The sequence below is a fragment of the Pseudomonas sp. RC4D1 genome (genome assembly GCF_018390395.1).
Taxonomy (GTDB): domain Bacteria; phylum Pseudomonadota; class Gammaproteobacteria; order Pseudomonadales; family Pseudomonadaceae; genus Aquipseudomonas; species Aquipseudomonas danubii.
The window spans coordinates 632,504-650,061 of record NZ_JAHBAW010000003.1 but is presented as its reverse complement, the minus strand read 5'-3'; the positions used below and the strand labels follow the sequence as shown (position 1 = coordinate 650,061).

Sequence of the window (17,558 nt, the reverse complement as noted above, 5' to 3'; positions counted from 1 at the left end):
AGACCGCGGCGGGCGCGGCTCAAGCGATTATTGGAAAGCCATGTAAGTTCGGATTGAACGCCAGGATCGAAGATGTAAAAAGTCGTAAGGATTTTGTACGTCAGGCCGCCAACAACTGTTGCAGCAAGGCCCGGGACTGTTGCCATGACGGATGCAGGCGCGCCGCCAGGGCCGTCAGCGCCGGGCGATCCGTCTGCTGCGCCGCCTCCTCCACTTCCCGCAGCACCCGGGCCAGGGCGCAGAAGCCCAGGGAATCGGCGCTGCCCGCCAGGCGATGGGCCAGGTGCTGGACTTCGGTGCAGTCTTCGGCGGCCAGGGCATCGGTCAGCAGGGGCAGTTGCTGATCCAGGGCATCGGCCAGGACTTGAAGCAGGCTGTGCAATTTCTGCTCGCCCAACAGGCTGCGATGGGTGTCCAGCAAGCCCTGGTCGAGCAAGCCCTCCTCTGTGTCGGCCTGCGGCAACTGCGCCTGCCCGGCCAGCACCTGCCGCAGGCTCTCCAGTTGCAACGGCTTGCCAAGAATGCCCTGCATCCCGGCCTGCAGATAACCGCGCACCACGGACGGCTGGACGCTGGCGGTCAGGGCGACAATGCGTACCTGCCGATTGGGCCCGGGACTCTGGCGGATCTCGCGGCACAGCTCGACTCCGCTGATGCCCGGCAAGTGCACATCCAGCAGCAACAGGTCGAAGGCTTGCCGCTGACACAGGGCCAGGGCGCTTTCACCGTCTTGCGCCAGCCACACCTGATGGCCGTCACGCTCAAGCAGTCCGCTGGCCACTTCGCGATTCAGGGCCACGTCTTCCACCACCAGGATTTTCAAAGCCTGCGTCGGCAGCTGAATCGCGGGCGCCGGCAAGGGCTCTTGAGCAATTCCCAGCAGCAGCTCGAACCAGAAACAACTGCCCTGCCCCAGCTCGCTGTCCACGCCGATGCGTCCGTCCAGTTGTTGCAGCAGGTGCTTGCAGATGGCCAATCCCAGGCCGGTGCCGCCATAGCGCCGGGTCACCTCGTCACTGGCCTGGACGAAACGCTCGAAGATCTTCTCGCGCATCGACGCGGCAATGCCGATGCCGTTGTCGCGCACGCAGCAGCGCAGGCGCTGGCCCTCGGCGGTGCTGCCGAGCACCTGCACCTCGACCCGCACCCAGCCGTCTTCGGTAAAACGAATGGCGTTGGCCAGCAGGTTGCTCAGCACCTGGCGCAGGTACTGCTCGGCGCCCTGCTGACGCGGCGCCAGTTGCTCATCGATATGCAGTTCCAGGCGGGTGCGGTTGGCCTCGGCCCGGGGCTGCAACAAGGTGGTGACTTCTTCCAGCAACTGACGCAGGGAGAAGTCCCGCAGTTCCGGGCGGCTTTCGCCCTCCTCCAACCGAGCAAAGGACAGCACTTCGTTGAGGATGCTCAGCAGGCCTTCCCCGGCCTGATGCAAGGCCTGCAAGCGCTGGCGGTCCTGCTGATCCAGAGGCGCCTGGCGCAGCAGTTCGGCCATGCCGAGGATGCCGTTCAACGGGGTGCGCAGTTCATGGCTCATGGTCGCCAGAAAGCGCGACTTGGCGAGGTTGGCGGCTTCGGCCTCGTCCTTGGCGTGCATCAGGCTGGCGGTGCGGCGCTGGACCATTTTCTGCAATTCGTCGCGCTTGTCCTGCAAGGCCAGGCGGTCGGCTTCGCGGCGCTGCACGTCGTCGAGCACTGCCCGGCGCATGTCGTCCAGGGCCCGGGCCACGGTGTCGATCTCGTCGCCGCCGGGGCGCTGGCGCTTGTCCAGGTGCAGGGGCTCGTGCAGCTCGCCGGCCGCCACGCGCCGGGCGAAATCGGCCATCACCTGCAGGTGCCGGGTCACCAGACGGTAGAACAGCCCGGACAAGGCCACCGCCAGCCCGCAGAGAAACACGCTCATCCACAACAGGCTGGCCAGCCCGGTGGCGTACAGGCGCCGATACACCGCCCCCAGGTCGGTGCTGACCTGCAACTCGCCCAATTGGCGCAAGGGCCCGGACGGCGGTTGATAGCTCAAGGGAAAACGCTCGACCCGCAGCGGCCCGATCAGCTCGGCGCTGCCCTGCTGCAAGTCGAAATCGTTGCTGATCAGGTGCACCCGGGCCACGTCGGAAAAATCCACCAGCCCCTGCAACTGCACGGTCAGTTGCTCCTGGTTGAGGTCCCACAGGTTGCGTTCCAGGCTGCCCAGGTAACCGGCGCGGATCAGCTCCATGCGGCTGTCGATCTCGCGCATTTCCCGGCGGTATTCGAAGTACAGCTGCACGCTGCTGGCGAGCACGGTGAAGCACAGGCTGAACAGCAGGATAAACAGCAGCAGGCGACGCAACAGGCCGGCGGAACGCAGGGGGATCATGGCGCTGTCTCCCGTTGCGCCTTGAGCATGGCGCGGTAGTCGTCCTGGCTTTGCGCCAGCCAGCGCTGCACCGCGCCGCTGTCCACCTGCTGCTGCAACTGCGCGTCGATCTCGGCCATGCGCGGCGCCAGGGGCGAGTGGCGCGACACCGCCAGGCGCAGGTAGTCGACGCTCACCGCCTGGGGCAAGGCGATGATGTCCTCGGCACCGGGCAGCTGCTCGATAAACAGCTGCCCGGTACGGCGTTCATGGGGGATGAAATCGATGCGCTGGCGAATCAGCTTGCCGAAGTTCTGCTGACTGCTGGAGACCCATTCGATGTTGCCGTGCTGCACCACTTCGCGGTCGAAATCCTGGCCGTAGCTCTCGCCGAACAGCAGGCCGCCGCGATAGGCCCGCAAGTCCTGCAAGTGCGTAAAACGCGGCAGATGGCGGCGGTTGACGAACAGCGCGACTTCTTCGCGCAGCACCGGCACCTGGGAAAACAGCAGCTCCTGCTGGCGCTGGCTGGTGCTGTAGGCCAGCACCACATCCACCCGGCCTGCGGCGGCGTCCAGCAGGCAGCGCTTCCAGTTGCCCAGCACCACCACCTGCACCTGATAACCCAGGTCCCCCAGCACCTGACGCACCAGGGTCGGCGCCAGCCCGCGCACTTGCTGGCCGTCGCTCCAGGAAATCGGCGGGTACACCGGGTAGTCGCAATAACGCAGCACGGGCCGGGGTTCAGCGAACGTCGGGCCAGCCAGCAGGATCAAGCACAGGCTCAGGCACAGGCCCACTGCGCGGCGCAGCAATTCAGGCGGCCACGCTGGCGGTGAACAGGTAACCGGCACCGTGGATGGTGATGATCAGCTCCGGCTCGGCCGGGTCGTCGTGCAGCTTGCGCCGCAGGCGGCCCACTAGCACGTCGATGGAACGGTCGCTGGGCACCCATTCGCGGTTGCGGATCTGGTCCATCAACTGGTCGCGGCTCAGGGTGTGACCGCTGTTGCGCAGGAACACGCTTAGCAGTTGGTACTCGCCATGGGTCAGCAGGGTTTCAGCGCCCCCGGCATCGATCAGCCGACGGCGGTCGGTGTCCAGGGCCCAGTCGGCGAACTGCTTGACCGGGCTCGGGCTCGACGCCTGGGGTTGCGGCTGGCGCGCATGGCGCACCCGGCGCACCAGGTTCTTGGCCCGGGACACCAGCTCGCGAGGATTGAGGGGTTTGATCACGTAGTCGTCGGCGCCGCATTCCAGGCCGACGATGCGGTCGATGTCGTCGTTGCGCCCGGTGATCAGGATGATCCCCACTTCCGAGCGCACCCGCAGTTCCCGGGTCAGGGTCAGGCCGTCCTTGCCCGGCAGGCGGATGTCCAGCATCAGCAGGTCCACCGTGTGCTGGCCAAGAAAGCTCTCCGCCTGCTCCGCGGTGGCGGCGCAATGCACGTCGTAGCCTTCCTGAGAGAGATAAGCCTGAAGCAGTTCGCGAATCAGCGGATCGTCGTCGACGATCAAAACCCGAGGAGTCATCGCCTGTTTCCTGATTATTTTTATTAGAAAAGAAACCTTGTGCGCAGCAGCCTAGCCATTACTGAACAACCGATCAACAGCCCTATGTCGGCCTGATAAACCCGCGCCCGCCGCTGGCCAGCAAGCCCTCAACCCAGGCTTCACAGATCTGCACGCCCTGCTGCGGGCTGAAGGTCCCGGGGTTGAGCCCGGACTCCAGCCACAGGCCGTCGAGCAAGGCACTGAGGCTGATGGCCGCCAGATCGGCGTCGAAGCGTTCCCAGCCCTGGTCCCCGGCCAGCTGGCCCAGCAGGCTCGCCAGTTCATTGCGGTACTCGGCGTAGGAATGTTCATGGGCCAGATTGATCGCGTCGGCAGTCTTCACCGCGCCCCAGAACGCCAGCCAGGCATCCAGCAGCCGCGGGTCCAGCAGTTCGGCGCAGAACGAGGCGCGAAAGAACGCCGACAACCGTTGCCGAGGAGTGGGCGCGGCCTGCTCCATGGCTTCGCGCAGCAAGTTCATGACCCGCCCGGTGACCGCCCGATACGCCTGGGCCACCAACTCGTCCTTGCCGGCGTAGTGATGGCTGATCAGCCCCACCGACACCCCGGCCTCGGCGGAGATCTTGCGGATCGACGCCCCCTGAAAACCGTGGCGCTTGAGACAGGTCAGGGTCGCCTCGATCAGCTCGGCCTTGCGCAGGTCGGGTTCCAGACGGGAAAAGCGCGCTTCCTGGCTCATGGGGCGGGTTCCTTGGACAGTGGCGGGAAATTGAAACTGAACGACTGTACAACAGGCCTTTCGTGGCGATCCAGCGTTTGTGTGGCCGCCCAAGCCGCACCGCTTCCTGTGGCCGCTGCCGCAGGCTGCGAACGGTCTGGGCGGCACTCCGTCGTAGGGACGCAAAGATCCTGCGGGCGCCACAGGTTCGGCTGGAGATCGCCAAGCAAGGCCCTGCGGGCCTTTTCGCAGCTTCGCCGTGGCTCAGCAGCGGCTACACATGACAAAGCCGGGAGCACCGTGACAAAGACAACAAACGGCGCGGTCCCTGTAGCCGCTGCCGAAGGCTGCGCACGGCCCGTAGGGACGCAACGATCTTTAAGACGACACAGGTTCGGCTGGAGATCGTCAAGCAAGGCCTTGCGGGCCTTTTCGCAGCTTCGCCAGGGCTCAGCAGCGGCTACACATGACAAAGCCGGGAGCACCGTGACAAAAACAACAAACGGCGCGGTCCCTGTAGCCGCTGCCGAAGGCTGCGCACGGCCCGAAGGGACGCAACGATCTTGAAGGCGACACAGGTTCGGCTGGAGATCGTCAAGCAAGGCCCTGCGGGCCTTTTCGCAGCTTCGCCAGGGCTCAGCAGCGGCTACAGGTAGATACAAACCCACGGGTGGTCAGGCGCGGTAGTCGGGGGCGATGCGCTCCAGCAGGCGCAGCAACGCTGCCCAGGCCAGTTGCATGGCGTCCGGGTCGTTGAGCTCGCCTTCCTGCAGTGGCCGGCCCGGGTCGTTGAATTGGCGTTCGGTGTGGGCACAGACTGCGTCCGGCGGTAGCACGATCTCCCCCGCCGCCTGGGCCGCCAGTTGGATCTCGCAGGCTTTCTCCAGGTAATACATGCGCAAAAACGCCTGGCTCACGGTTTCGCCCACGGTGAGCAAGCCATGGTTGCGCAGCATCAGCACGCTCTTGTCCCCCAGGTCAGCCACCAGCCGTTGCTGCTCGCCCAGGTCCAGGGCCACGCCTTCGTAATCGTGGTAGGCCACGCGGCCATAGAACTCCATGGAAATCTGGTTCACCGGCAGCAAGCCGCACTTGAGCGCCGCCACCGCGCAACCGGCCTTGGTGTGGGTGTGCAGCACGCACTGGGCGTCTTCCCGGGCGCCATGAATCGCGCTGTGGATCACGAAACCCGCAGGGTTCACCGGGTACGGCGAAGGCTCCACGGCCTCGCCATTGAGGTCGATCTTCACCAGGTTGGAGGCGGTGATTTCCTGGAACATCAGGCCGTAGGGGTTGATCAGGAAATGATGCTCGGGCCCGGGCAGGCGCACCGAGATGTGGGTGAAGATCAGGTCGGTCATGCGAAAGTGCGCGATCAACCGGTAGCAGGCCGCCAGCTCTTCGCGCAGGCGCTGTTCGGTGGCGCTGCGCTCGGTCAGGGCGTGGGGGCTGGGAGCGATATTGTTCATTGTTGGAGTCCTCCAGGCGGGTGGGCGGGCAAACGGGGTCGGTAAAAACAGCCGGCAAACAATAGGACCGGACGCCCGCAGGCGTCCAGCCCGTTGCGCTTACTTGCTGGCCCAGGCGTTGAAGCGCTCTTCCAGCTCCTCGCCATGATCGACCCAGAACTCCACGTTCATCGCCAGGGCGTCCTTGAGGTTCTGTTCCGAGGTGGGCACCCACTGCGCCAGCGCCGGGTCGAGCTTGGCCGCGGCCAGGGTGTTGGTCGGGCCATAGGGGATCTGCTTGACGTAGTCGACCTGGACCTCGGGGCGGTTGGCGAAGGCGATGAAACGCTTGGCCTGATCCACGTGTTTCGAGCCCTTGATGATCGCCCAGTAATCCATGCCATACAGGCTGCCGGGCCAGACCACCGCCTGGGAGGCGCCGCCCTGGGCCGCCACGGCGATACGCCCGCTGTAGCTGGAAGTCATCACCACATCACCGGCGGCCAGCCACTGCCCCGGCTGGGCCCCGGCTTCCCACCACTGAATGTACGGCTTGAGTTCAGTCAGCTTGGCGAAGGCCCGCTCCACCCCTTGGGGCGTGGCCAGGACCTTGTACACGTCCTCGACCTTGACCCCGTCCGCCATCAAGGCGAACTCCAGGTTGTACACCGCGCGTTTGCGCAGGCCGCGCTTGCCGGGGAACTGCTTGACGTCCCAGAAATCCGCCCAAGATGTCGGGGCCTTGGCCAGCTTGTTGCGGTCATAGGCGATGGCCACGCTCCACACCAGCACCGCCGAGCCGCAGGGCTGGGCGGCATCGGGAATCAGCTGGTCGGCACGGCCCAGGGCCTTCCAGTCCAGGGGTTCGTACATGCCTTCGTCGCAGCCGCGCATCAGGTCCGGGCCTTCGATCTGCACCAGGTCCCAGTCGACGTTGCCGGTGTCGACCATGACCTTGATCCGGGCCATTTCGCCGTTGTATTCGCTCTGGATCAGCTTGCTGCCATCGGCCTTGCTGAAGGGTTGGAACAACGCCACATCCTGGGCTTTTTCTCCGGCTCCGCCGTACGCCACGACCACCATGTCGGGGGCTGCCTGGGCCTTGTTGTGAATCAGCGGCTGGCCCAGGGTCAGACCCAAGGCCAGGCTCAGGGCCAGGAAAGAACAACCGTGCTTGCGGGTGAGCGCTTTCATCTGTGAATCCTCGTCGCGGTGCCACACCGGCAGGCGCCGGCACGGCCCTTTTTTATTGTTGTGAGGTTCGCGCCAAAAGCGGGCGCAGGTCGAAGCTACTGCAAGCCTTAGTAAAAAAACAAGTTGATTTTTTACTGGCGGTAAATTTTGATAGGCCAACAATAACAACGCCAAGGCTGTGCTCCCCTGCCCTTGGCCCGCCTGGAGTCACCGCAATGACCAGCGCCTTCCCGCACCTGTTCGCACCCTTGCAGATCCGTGGCAAACGCCTGAAGAACCGCATCATGTCCAGCGGCCACGACACCTCGATGCCCACCGATAACCTGGTCAACGAACAGCTGATTGCCTACCACCGCGCCCGGGCCGAAGGCGGCGTCGGCCTGATCGTGCTGCAGGTGGCCGGGGTCCACGACAGTGCGCGCTACACCAGCCACGTGCTGATGGCCACCGACGACGCCTGCATCGACGGCTACCGGCGCCTGGCCGAAACCTGCCACGCCCATGGCACCGTGGTGCTGTCGCAGATCTTCCACCCGGGGCGGGAAATCATGGAGTCCGCCGACGGCCTGCTGGCGGTGGCCTACGCGCCCTCGGCGGTGCCCAACGAACGCTTCCGGGTCATGCCCCGGGCCCTGGACCAGGACATGATCGACGAGATCATCCAGGGCTACGCCGACGCCGCCCGGCGCCTGCATCAGGCCGGGCTGGACGGCGTGGAACTGGTGGCCAGCCACGGCTACCTGCCGGCGCAGTTCATCAACCCGCGGGTCAACCGCCGCACCGATGGCTACAACGGCGAGCTGGAACAGCGCCTGCGCTTTATCCGGGAAATCCTCGGCGCCATGCGCGCCAGCACCGATGCCGAGTTCATCATCGGCCTGCGCATTTCCGCCGATGAACGCGACCCCGAAGGCCTCACCGAAGATGAATCCCTGGCCGCCGTGCAATTGCTGCAAGGGCAACTGGACTACGTGCACATCGTCGCTGGCACCTCCGCCTCCCTCGGCGGCGCCGTGCACATCGTGCCGCCCATGGCGGTGGAAGCGGCTTATCTGGCCCGGGAAGCCGGCACCTTCAAGGCCAAGCTGTCGATCCCGCTGTTCGTTACCGGGCGCATCAACCAGCCCCAGGAAGCCGAAGCGATCATCGCCAAGGGCCAGGCCGACGTGTGCGGCATGACCCGCGCGCTGATCTGCGACCCGCAGATGCCCAACAAGAGCGAGCGCGGCCACAGCGAGGACGTGCGCGCCTGCATCGCCTGCAACCAGGCGTGCATCGGCCACTTCCACAAGGGCCTGCCGATCTCCTGCATCCAGCACCCGGAAACCGGCCGCGAACTGCTCTACGGCCAGCCCAAGCCCAGCGCCCGCGGCAAACGCATCCTGGTGGTGGGCGGCGGCCCGGCCGGGATGAAAGCCGCTGCGGTGGCCGCCCAACGCGGTCACCGCGTGACCCTCTACGAAGCCAGCGCGCAACTGGGCGGCCAGATCCAACTGGCGCAACTGCTGCCCCGGCGCAGCGAATTCGGCGGCGCCAGCACCAACCTGCAACGGGAAATGCAACTGGCCGGTGTGGAAGTGGTGCGCAACACCCGGGTCGACCGCGCCCTGATCGAGCGCGAAAACCCCGACCACGTGATCATCGCCACCGGCGCCCAACCCTACTGGCCGAACTTCGAACGCGGCGGCGACCTGCAAGTGGTGGACGCCTGGCAAGTGCTGCGGGACGAAGTGCAACTGGGCCGCAGCGTCGTGGTGGCCGACTGGCGCTGCGACTGGATCGGCCCCGGCATCGCCGAGCGCCTGGTCCGCGCCGGGCACCAAGTGCAACTGGCGGTCAACGGCACCCACTGCGGCGAAAGCCTGCCGCTGTACGTGCGCGACCAGATGGCCGGCGAACTGCACAAACTGGCGATCCCGATCATCCCCTACGCCCGCCTCTACGGCTGCGACGACAGCACCGTCTACCTGCAACACACCGCCAGCGGCGAACCCATGCTGCTGGAAAACGTCGACAGCCTAGTCCTGTGCCAAGGCCACCAATCCGTGGACGACCTCGGCCAGCAACTCAAGGGCCTGGTGCCCTTCCAACGCATCGGCGACTGCCTGGCACCGCGCACCGTGGAAGAAGCCATCCACGAAGGCTTGAAAGTCGCCTGGGCGCTTTGAGGCTGCTTTATACTCCAGGCCTTTTGCAGGACGGGTGCCCGGATGTGCCCGTTCACCTGGTCCGGAGCCCGCCATGAACCCCAGCAGCAAGACGCCGCCCGCGAGCCGCCCTCCCGCAGCGGAGCCCGGCACCGACAACCAGGCCCCTGGCGGCCCACAGTTTCTTGGCACCCGCATCCGCGGCCTGCGCAAACGCCGCGGCCTGACCCTGAGCGAACTGGCCCAGCAGAGCGAACTCACCGCCGGCTACATCAGCCAACTGGAACGCAACCTCGCCTACCCCTCCATCCCCGCCCTGTTCAACATCGCCCGCAGCCTGGGCGTGACCATCCAATGGTTCTTCGCCAGCGAAACCCAGACCGCGCCAGAGGACCAGGGCTATGTAGTGCGCAAGAAACAGCGGCTGCAGGTGAATTATGAGAACGGGATTATCGATCAGTTGCTGACCCCGCAACCGACCCGGCAGTTGGAGTTTTTGCACTCGCGGTTTCCACCGGGGACCTACAGCAAGGAGAGTTACAGCCATGAGGGCGAGGAAGCCGGGTATGTGCTGTCGGGGAGCTTTGAGCTGTGGGTGGGGGAACGGTATTTTCAGCTGAGTGAGGGGGATAGCTTTAGTTTCTCCAGCCAGGAACCGCATAAGTATGGGAATCCTGGGGAGGAGGATGCGGTGGTGTTGTGGGTGATTACTCCGCCGACGTTTTGAGGGGGAGTTGCTGAGAGGTAGTGCCATTACCACTTCGTAGTATGCAGAGAGTTCAAGCTTATACTCGATCGTACACATGAAGGCACAGGGCTATGATCTGCCGGCTCGGTAGACGAGGTCATATTTTTTATTTCGACATGGAAGGAATGCGAATGTCTGAGCCTGAGAGCGGCAATATTGAAGACAGGGAACGAAGCAAAGAGCTCTTTCAAACTGCAGAGCAATACTTCGCGATGGTCAGAGCTCATCGCAGGAGGAAGCGGGCTGCCAGCTTCAGAGAAAGGAATCCTCTGGCGTGGTATCTCGACGAGTTCCCAGCTCAAGACATGTACAAAAACTTGCTAGCGAACCAGCGCTCAACTCAGCAGGAAGTTCGGTACCACTGGTTGAGGCAGCGGACAGGCTGGATCTTTTGGTCACAGTTGAAGACTACCACTGCAGTCCGGTTTGCAGCTTTTGGAGGGCTGGTGAGCGCATTTTACCAAGCCGTTCCGGGTCTGCATGGTGAGGCCAGCGATGCAGCCACCACGTTCGGATGGCTTCTGCTGGCGGGCTTGACCTATTTAGTAGCTGTGTTTTGGTATGAAATCTGGTGCCCTCTTTTGTTGAAGCAAACTCTTTCCTCAAAACCCGGACTACTCGAAAACCAGCCCAGTGCTTGGCTTCGTACTCTGGTTGAGGATGAATTGCGACGGTGGTGGAGCAAGCGAGAATGGTGGCCACATCCTGACCTGCTAAATGAGCAAACGTCAGAAGATAGAACAGCTAAAGCGATTATGTCTGGATATGGAGTGCCGGCATTTGCGGGATTCGACAGTTACGCCTGCGCTCATATCGAACGCGCCCTTTTCGAATATTGCACTTTACGTAAGGTAACCATCTGGCGAAAAGGTGATCATCCATCTGACTTGCGGGAGTTCACACCAACGTACGGCTACGAGGGTAACCGTCCCTTGATGCATCGCTTAACTATTCACTTGCTCAACGAGTATGACATCCAGGGGAATCCGCAATTGAAGGTTGGGGATCTGGTACTTAATTGGCACAGATGCCCTCTCGGTATTTCTTCTCACCTCCCGAATCGACGATCCGTAAACATTCGCAACGAAACTGAAGGGTTGGATCACCTATTTTCAGATCACACAGGAGCTTTAACGTTTGCTCAGACGATTGCATTTTGGCAGAACACGATGCATCCCATCCGCCGCCTCATACTGATGGGCCTATATTTCATGAGTGGTGCCTTTTTTATAACGTTCGTTGTCCTGCAACTACAGATTCTGCTCCCTAAAATGTTCTGATCTACCCCACTCTCGCCCTAGTTCAGCTTTACGCACAGCCGTTGCGATAGCAATGATCACACTATAGATGGGGGGGGGGGACTACAGGCATCTATCCTTCACTTTCAAGCGGGTGCAAATACATCAGCTCCATCGGCACCCATCATCCTGTAAGCAATTGTTAGTCTTCAGAAGGAGCTAGACTGACTACAGAATCTCCGACTGCCCTCATAAAGCCGTTCTTACACAACGTCGGTGAAGGTGATTATTCGCTGTCTTTTTTCATGCGGAATTTGGGTATTTTTATCGCATAGGTTTTATTGCAAAACTCGGCTTTAAAAAATCCAACTTCGTGCCCGATAGCGCCAGAGGCATTTTTGACCATGGCGTGGATCGTTTTTAGATCAGTACTCTTGGCTCCAACTATCACAGCATTCAGGAGTTTGCGGTTGTATTCAAAAACCCCCTCTCCCCCTCGATTTTTAATCACTCTGCTCTCTTGCTCATATTCCCAAACTTCGGATTTGGTCATAAATAAAGTGTCAATGATAGTCCTAGGATTAGTAGGAGCAGCGCTGTATTCCATCGTCGGACGGACACTGGAATACTTAACATCGAATGGCAGGAGGTTATAGTAAGTCTCGAAGTGAGGCTCATAGTACCTATCGATAGGAATTCTGAACTCGACGACAGCACCCGTATGGTATTTCGCGTAGTGCGACCACATCAGAATACTGTCAGGTATTTTCGAAAGGGACAGGACAGATGCATCGCTAAGCAAATCCGAAATCATTTCTCCCCTCAACACTTTTTGCTCCAGCAACCTAAGCACCCTACTGGTAGTCTCAAATCGTTTCACCGGATGCTGAATATTGCCCCCCAAGACTCCGTACATTTCAGGATTCTTAGCTTTGAGTCCAGAGTAGTCACCGAATTTCGAGCTCGGCATGCAATCGAATGGATCGTTGAAGTTAGCCGGATGGGTGAACTTGATTGTTCCGTTGGCAATCACGCCTTCGATGCCCCTCATGTCGGGCAGATACTTGTACCGATAGATAAATTTACGCATAAAAAACCCTGAAGGACACAAATCTCCGACTGCCGTAGATATTGGTATCAAACCGACCCATTCTGGTTCATGTCCTTGGTGCTAGCCGAGAATTCCGGCGTTTGAACTATGCCTTTGTGGCCCCTAATAATGCAAACCTCGGCCCTCATCCCAAAATAGCCATCGCCTCCGCATCTCGATTTTAGCTTGAAAAGCTTCGCCCGCGCTTAGACCTAGGGCTTCGGGTGTCCGAATAGACCGCTTAGCTCCTGACCTAAAGGCTTTCCTCAACAAGTCGAAGATCTCTGAGCTCCGCTTACAATGGAACTCCAACGAAACTCAGTGTCGATTACGATTATTTAAGGACGGCGCAGCTTGAGTGCCAAGGCAAGTTCATACACTACCTTCATTGCTAGTAGCTCTTTATGTAAGGGACGCCAAATGACGAAAAGCCAGAAAAATCCGGGTAAATCGTCGAGTGTCTATATCCAAAAAGCTTTTCCAGTCGCTGTCTTATATCAGCTTTGGCAGCAGCTTTAATTCTGAAGGTATAGAGTGCACCCGGCCCAGCGCCCTTACCTTTAGCTGGCTCAAAAACATGAGGTCTGGCGGCGATACAACATGCCTTTCTCCCTTCCTCGATTGACCACCATCCATCATTGAAATTTTTAGTTTTAGGGAACTGAAATCTCTTCTTGTCCGGCTTGATGGTGGCTGGAATTCCTCCAAAAAGAAAGCCGCCGTTTTGAGCTGCAATTCGCGCATCTAGACTTGAAGGCTTCCATGCGTACACGGAAGTTGTCCACTCCTTCCTATCAAGTTGATTAACACCCCCACTCTTCCACGGCCGGTGATACAAGTCCTCCCACGGCCGAAACTCAGCCCTCTCATTAATCAATCTATCGGTAACATCGAATGCAAATAACCTAGCATCTACATCTTTATTTAAAACGCCGTTACTCCATTTTTCTTCGACAGCGAACCAAACGCCAACCCACGCGTTGAATGTAATATCAATCAACCGTGTAGGTGCACCATAGTGCTGCAGCATAGCTAGCTGCTTCAGCACTGAGAGTCTTCCGCCTTGAGGAGACGAATGAAGCCCCCACCTATGTAACTCGACAAGAATATCCCCCTCAGCTTTTTCAATATCTGCCTCCTGAAGTATCTTGCCGCGAGTAATATTCATTCTTCGATAGATAGAGCTATGTAACGCCCAACTAGCATCAACCTGCCCACGCCAAGCAAAACTAATATTTCTTTCTAGCGCTTTCTCCATCACCTGATTAATCACATTAACCAAGCCATGAAAATCGTATATTTCAACCTCAAACGGTCTCCAAAAAGCGTCTGCCGTCATAACGCATCTCCATTGCATTTATTATATTAGTTTATCTCTAGAAGCCCTATCGAGTTGACGACTAGGCATTCTCCTCTGTTTGAAAGACCTCAATGAGTTTTTGGTTGTAGTCATCTAGATAGTTTTGAAGTCCATCCCGGTCAATCAGCCGCACGCCCGCCGTGCCGGCCAATTCTTTTGCAGACTTTGTGTAATAGGAGTTTGTGACTACCATGGCGTCGTCGCATCCGTAGAAGGCTTTAGCAGAGATGACTTGCTGCACAGCCGCGTTGCCTACAGAGCTAGAGTAGTTCTTAGCCTGGATGACCATGTTTTTACCGAACCGGTTAACAAAAAGGTCGGCGCCTTGATCAGCCGTCTTTTTGGTCTCTCTGACGTCATATCCAATGGTCTGGAAGATCTCAACCAGAAAGGCTTCGAACTGAAATCCGTCCATGGCATCCACCAAGTACATCGTGACGAACTGACTCGGATTGAAATGCTCGAGCTGCGAGCCCAACCGCTCGACGAGAATGTCAAAATAGATTTCCTCACATAGACTCAAGCCATGTCGAAAAGCCTGTAGAGAAAGGAGTGGCACGCCAGATGTGGAGGCTGCCTGGGGATTGAATTGGACATTCGGAAAGGGAACATCATTTTCCCAGAGGTAATAGTAGAACAGGGCCAAGTCAGACCTGAACGTTGTCCCAGCCTCTTCGATCCAAGAACGGAACGTGTTGACAAGATCAGCTCGAATGTGACGGGTCAGCTCTCTCGAAAATCCCAGATAGGCCGAGTTGAAGGCGGTGGTCTCCAGCAGTTTTTCCAAGAGAGATGGAAGCCCTTCGAGCTCGTCGAACCCCTTGCGAATCAATACCTCCCGGAACAATTCTCTCTCGCTATAAACACCGTCCAAGCGTGGGCCAGGCACGCCCGGGTCATCGTTGCTGCCTGCACTCTCACGAGTGGTGTGAATGAAGTTCGTAAAGTATGGCTGCTTCAGTTCCGCGTACTTTCTCAACACGTTGTTCAGAAGGTCGTTGAGCTGAGCCTGCTCCTTCTTCTTCCCAAGGAAGTCTTTAATCAGACCTTTGGATCTGTATTGGAAATCGGGGTAGAACGAAGGATCCAGCGGAGTGAGGTGTTGCAAAGTGAGCTCTGATGACGGCGATACTTGGGAGCCCATGCACCATGGGCATACTGTCTCGAAGGTAGTCCTGTTGCATCCATTGCATTGGTAAATCATCGCGTCGATTCCTTTCCTGAGTCATCACGCGGTTTCGCGCTTAATCGTGCAAGCGAACATAGCTCAGTGCCATCATCACGTCCATTGAACTTGGCCCGTGAAGGACGCTGAACTGCCCCTAGATTCGTAGATACTCTCTAACGACCGAAAACGGCCTCATAAGTCATAACGCCTCGAACGCTGGAAGGCTGCGGCCATTCCTGCATCTATCTCGGGGGGCATCCAAGGTCTCGCACATGCCAACTACCCACTGACGCACACACAAGCCCGCGGCCTGCTAGTCATCCTCGACCGCCTTGTAGACAGTGGCGATCGGCGTGCAGCAGCACTTCAGCAGTCAGAACACTTCCGGGGAATTCAAGTAGTAAGGGACAAAGCGGTCACCCACGATCGGCAGCTATTGGCCGAAAACGACCCCTAAAGTCATAAAGACGCCGCTTACCAACCAGCAGTAAGCGGCGTTCGTTTTTACCTCATACGATGTATCCCTAACTCTCTCTTTCCCCCAACCCCAAACACACATCATCAACCACCGCCTTCCCCATCTCCGCCAAAAAGTACGCAGCCCACGCATACCGCTCCCCCTGCTCTTCCATAGCCGCATCCAGCGCAAGTTTCTTGGCGTAGTACAACAGCGTCGAAGCCTGCTCCAACGCCTGCTGCAAAGGCACATCCGCATTGACGCGAAACAACGTTAGTTCAGGATCGGCACATTGGCCAAAGGTGACAAAACCTTGGGTTTTGATTGAATTTGAATGGCTCATCGTGCACCTCCCGCCAGGGTCTGGCAGCAGAGGCTTTTGAGCGGAGGAAGGCGAAAGGAACAGCAGCAAATTTCAGACAGATTACCGGCAGACATGATTGAAACTCCCTGATCAACAATGTGCCTGCATCTGATCGGGTTCTCAGGCCCGGTCGCTGATTTTGCAGCGACCGCAGCAGACTAGGCGGTCTGCTCACGCAGGGGCAACCGCTAAACCGTAGCCGGTTATGTCGCTCGGATTAGCGAGCCGTTATGCTCTCCCCCACCCCGGATAAGGACATCTGCCCCCCTCATGATCGACCGCGAACACCTCCATCAAAACGGTTACCAGTTGCTGCGTCAGGTAGTGCCCGCCGACTGGCTGGATGAGCTGCGGGCCGCTTTCGAGGCGGGGGTGATTGGGCCCGAGCAATGGCCGGTGCCTCGGGGGGCGGACTGGCGTCATGCGCTGGTGGATCTGGATGCACGGGTGCAGGCGGTGTGTCGCTTGCCGGCGGTGTTGGCGGTGGCCGGGGAGTTGATCGGGGAAGGCTTTTTTCTGGCGCAGGTGGAGGGCCGCGAGCCGTTGGCGGGGGGCGGTCATCAGGTGTTGCACCGGGATCTGTCGGACCAGCGCCTCGGTGACCGGGTCACGGCGCTGGTCTATCTCGATGACTATGGGCCGGCCAATGGCGCGACGCGCATCGTGCCCGGCAGTCATCGCCCCGGGGAGCGGTTGGCGCCCTTTGATTTCAGTGATGAATCCCGGGTGGTGCAGTTGGCGGGCAATGCGGGGGACGTGCTGCTGTTCGATGCCGATCTGGTGCATGGGGCCAGTCTGAACCCCAGTGGTGCGCGCCGTCGCAGCTTGCTGGTCAGCTATTGCGCCCTGGGGCTGTATGAGTCCCATCTGCAGACGCTGGGCCTGCGTGCTATCCGCATGGACACCAGCGAGCGCTTCGAACCGGCGGATTTTGTCTGAGTGGGCTCGGGCGCCCGGGGTGCGTCAGCCGCAGCGTGGCGTTCATTCAGTCGGCCAGGCGGCCGGCCAAGCGTTGCAGTGCCTGGGCCAGTTCCAGGGCCTGTTCTGCCGTCAGTTCCACGGGGTCGTTGTACGGGCTGATGGCCTTGAGATGAATGGCACTGCCCTGCTCTATCCATAGGCGCACGGCGCCTTCGCTGCTCTCGAAATAATCCGTTGTGCGGTCAGCCGACATGCTCATTCACCTTGTGCGTGGGCGCTGGCCAGTTCCAGCAGTCGGGTGAAGTCGGCGATGGCGAAATACAGGTCATCGCGGGTGTCGCCGTCCCAGTCTTCGACGGCTTCCCTGTCTGCCTTGAGTGAGGCGATGCGGGTTTTGATCTCGGCGATTTCCGCCGCGCCGCACTGGGTGGCGATGGCCTCCCAGCGTTCCTGGGGAATTTTTTGCTGGACCGACAGCCCGGCTTGGGCTTGGGCGATCAGTGCGGTGAGTTGGCTCATGGGGTATTCGTCCTGAAGAAGCGGCCTATCGATCGGAGCGATCGCGGCAGGAATGTGCAAAGGCGCGGCGTGTGCGTCAAGCAATTCCAGCAATCTTGTGTTGTTGGATCTGAGCGATCACGCCTGCTTGTGCTGTCACCGAAAAGGCTCCTACTGCCCTTCACTACATATTCTTCGGAGCCACCATTGAGCCTGCGCAACATTCCGATGGACACCAGCGACCAAGCAACATCATTCGACTCAATCGCTGGTAATCGAACCAATCGACAGCAAAGAGCTAAGCGCTATGAGCGCTGATCACTTTATCTGGCTCAAGCCTATACAAAGAACTCAACA

The 17,558-nt window shown here is 59.7% G+C and carries 16 protein-coding genes; 4 read left to right on the top strand and 12 right to left on the bottom strand.

The window, feature by feature from the left end:
- Positions 1 to 100: 100 nt before the first annotated feature.
- The 6 genes from KHO49_RS28000 to KHO49_RS27975 form a co-directional block, all read right to left on the bottom strand.
- Entirely contained in the window at positions 101 to 2,356 is a 2,256-nt protein-coding gene (locus KHO49_RS28000) for an ATP-binding protein (protein WP_213666252.1), read from the bottom strand.
- The gene (locus KHO49_RS27995) at positions 2,353 to 3,150 is read right to left on the bottom strand and encodes a substrate-binding periplasmic protein (protein WP_213666251.1); all 798 of its coding nucleotides are present in this window, start codon (positions 3,148 to 3,150) and stop codon (positions 2,353 to 2,355) included. The genes KHO49_RS28000 and KHO49_RS27995 overlap by 4 nt, the downstream gene beginning before the upstream one ends.
- A 1-nt stretch (position 3,151) precedes the next feature.
- The gene (locus tag KHO49_RS27990; RefSeq protein ID WP_047304616.1) at positions 3,152 to 3,868 is read right to left on the bottom strand and encodes a response regulator; all 717 of its coding nucleotides are present in this window, start codon (positions 3,866 to 3,868) and stop codon (positions 3,152 to 3,154) included.
- 82 nt (positions 3,869 to 3,950) lie between these two features.
- Positions 3,951 to 4,589: a TetR family transcriptional regulator C-terminal domain-containing protein gene (locus tag KHO49_RS27985; protein ID WP_213666250.1), complete on the bottom strand. Its 639-nt coding sequence runs from the start codon at positions 4,587 to 4,589 to the stop codon at positions 3,951 to 3,953.
- Positions 4,590 to 5,242: 653 nt separating this feature from the next.
- Positions 5,243 to 6,037 (bottom strand): class II aldolase/adducin family protein, encoded by a 795-nt coding sequence (locus tag KHO49_RS27980; RefSeq protein WP_213666249.1) that lies wholly within the window; start codon positions 6,035 to 6,037, stop codon positions 5,243 to 5,245.
- A gap of 99 nt (positions 6,038 to 6,136) precedes the next feature.
- Positions 6,137 to 7,210, bottom strand: coding sequence for an ABC transporter substrate-binding protein (locus KHO49_RS27975; RefSeq protein WP_213666248.1), 1,074 nt, complete (start codon positions 7,208 to 7,210; stop codon positions 6,137 to 6,139).
- 215 nt (positions 7,211 to 7,425) lie between these two features.
- Between KHO49_RS27975 and KHO49_RS27970 the strand changes: the two genes are divergently transcribed.
- The 3 genes from KHO49_RS27970 to KHO49_RS27960 all read left to right on the top strand — a co-directional run bounded on the left by KHO49_RS27970 (position 7,426) and on the right by KHO49_RS27960 (position 11,385).
- Complete coding sequence (locus KHO49_RS27970; RefSeq protein WP_213666247.1) at positions 7,426 to 9,378, top strand: oxidoreductase; 1,953 nt, start codon at positions 7,426 to 7,428, stop codon at positions 9,376 to 9,378.
- 73 nt (positions 9,379 to 9,451) lie between these two features.
- A complete protein-coding gene (locus tag KHO49_RS27965) occupies positions 9,452 to 10,084 on the top strand; it encodes a cupin domain-containing protein (protein ID WP_047304621.1) in 633 nt (210 codons plus the stop codon).
- A 152-nt stretch (positions 10,085 to 10,236) separates the two neighbouring features.
- Complete coding sequence (locus KHO49_RS27960) at positions 10,237 to 11,385, top strand: hypothetical protein (RefSeq protein WP_213666246.1); 1,149 nt, start codon at positions 10,237 to 10,239, stop codon at positions 11,383 to 11,385.
- A 244-nt stretch (positions 11,386 to 11,629) separates the two neighbouring features.
- Here the strand turns inward: KHO49_RS27960 and KHO49_RS27955 are convergent, their stop codons facing one another.
- The 4 genes from KHO49_RS27955 to KHO49_RS27940 form a co-directional block, all read right to left on the bottom strand.
- Entirely contained in the window at positions 11,630 to 12,433 is an 804-nt protein-coding gene (locus tag KHO49_RS27955) for a DUF2971 domain-containing protein (protein WP_213666245.1), read from the bottom strand.
- 391 nt (positions 12,434 to 12,824) lie between these two features.
- Positions 12,825 to 13,772 (bottom strand): FRG domain-containing protein, encoded by a 948-nt coding sequence (locus tag KHO49_RS27950; RefSeq protein WP_213666244.1) that lies wholly within the window; start codon positions 13,770 to 13,772, stop codon positions 12,825 to 12,827.
- Between the two features lie 61 nt (positions 13,773 to 13,833).
- Positions 13,834 to 14,997: a restriction endonuclease gene (locus KHO49_RS27945; RefSeq protein WP_213666243.1), complete on the bottom strand. Its 1,164-nt coding sequence runs from the start codon at positions 14,995 to 14,997 to the stop codon at positions 13,834 to 13,836.
- A 488-nt stretch (positions 14,998 to 15,485) separates the two neighbouring features.
- The gene (locus KHO49_RS27940; protein ID WP_213666242.1) at positions 15,486 to 15,761 is read right to left on the bottom strand and encodes a DUF3077 domain-containing protein; all 276 of its coding nucleotides are present in this window, start codon (positions 15,759 to 15,761) and stop codon (positions 15,486 to 15,488) included.
- A gap of 291 nt (positions 15,762 to 16,052) precedes the next feature.
- Here KHO49_RS27940 and KHO49_RS27935 point away from each other — a divergent pair, with 291 nt between their 5' ends.
- Positions 16,053 to 16,721: a phytanoyl-CoA dioxygenase family protein gene (locus tag KHO49_RS27935; RefSeq protein WP_213666241.1), complete on the top strand. Its 669-nt coding sequence runs from the start codon at positions 16,053 to 16,055 to the stop codon at positions 16,719 to 16,721.
- 46 nt (positions 16,722 to 16,767) lie between these two features.
- Here KHO49_RS27935 and KHO49_RS27930 read toward each other — a convergent pair whose 3' ends face one another.
- Positions 16,768 to 16,956 (bottom strand): hypothetical protein, encoded by a 189-nt coding sequence (locus KHO49_RS27930; RefSeq protein ID WP_249735877.1) that lies wholly within the window; start codon positions 16,954 to 16,956, stop codon positions 16,768 to 16,770.
- 2 nt (positions 16,957 to 16,958) lie between these two features.
- On the bottom strand, positions 16,959 to 17,222 hold the full coding sequence (locus KHO49_RS27925) for a hypothetical protein (RefSeq protein ID WP_213666239.1): 264 nt from the start codon (positions 17,220 to 17,222) through the stop codon (positions 16,959 to 16,961).
- Positions 17,223 to 17,558 lie beyond the last annotated feature (336 nt).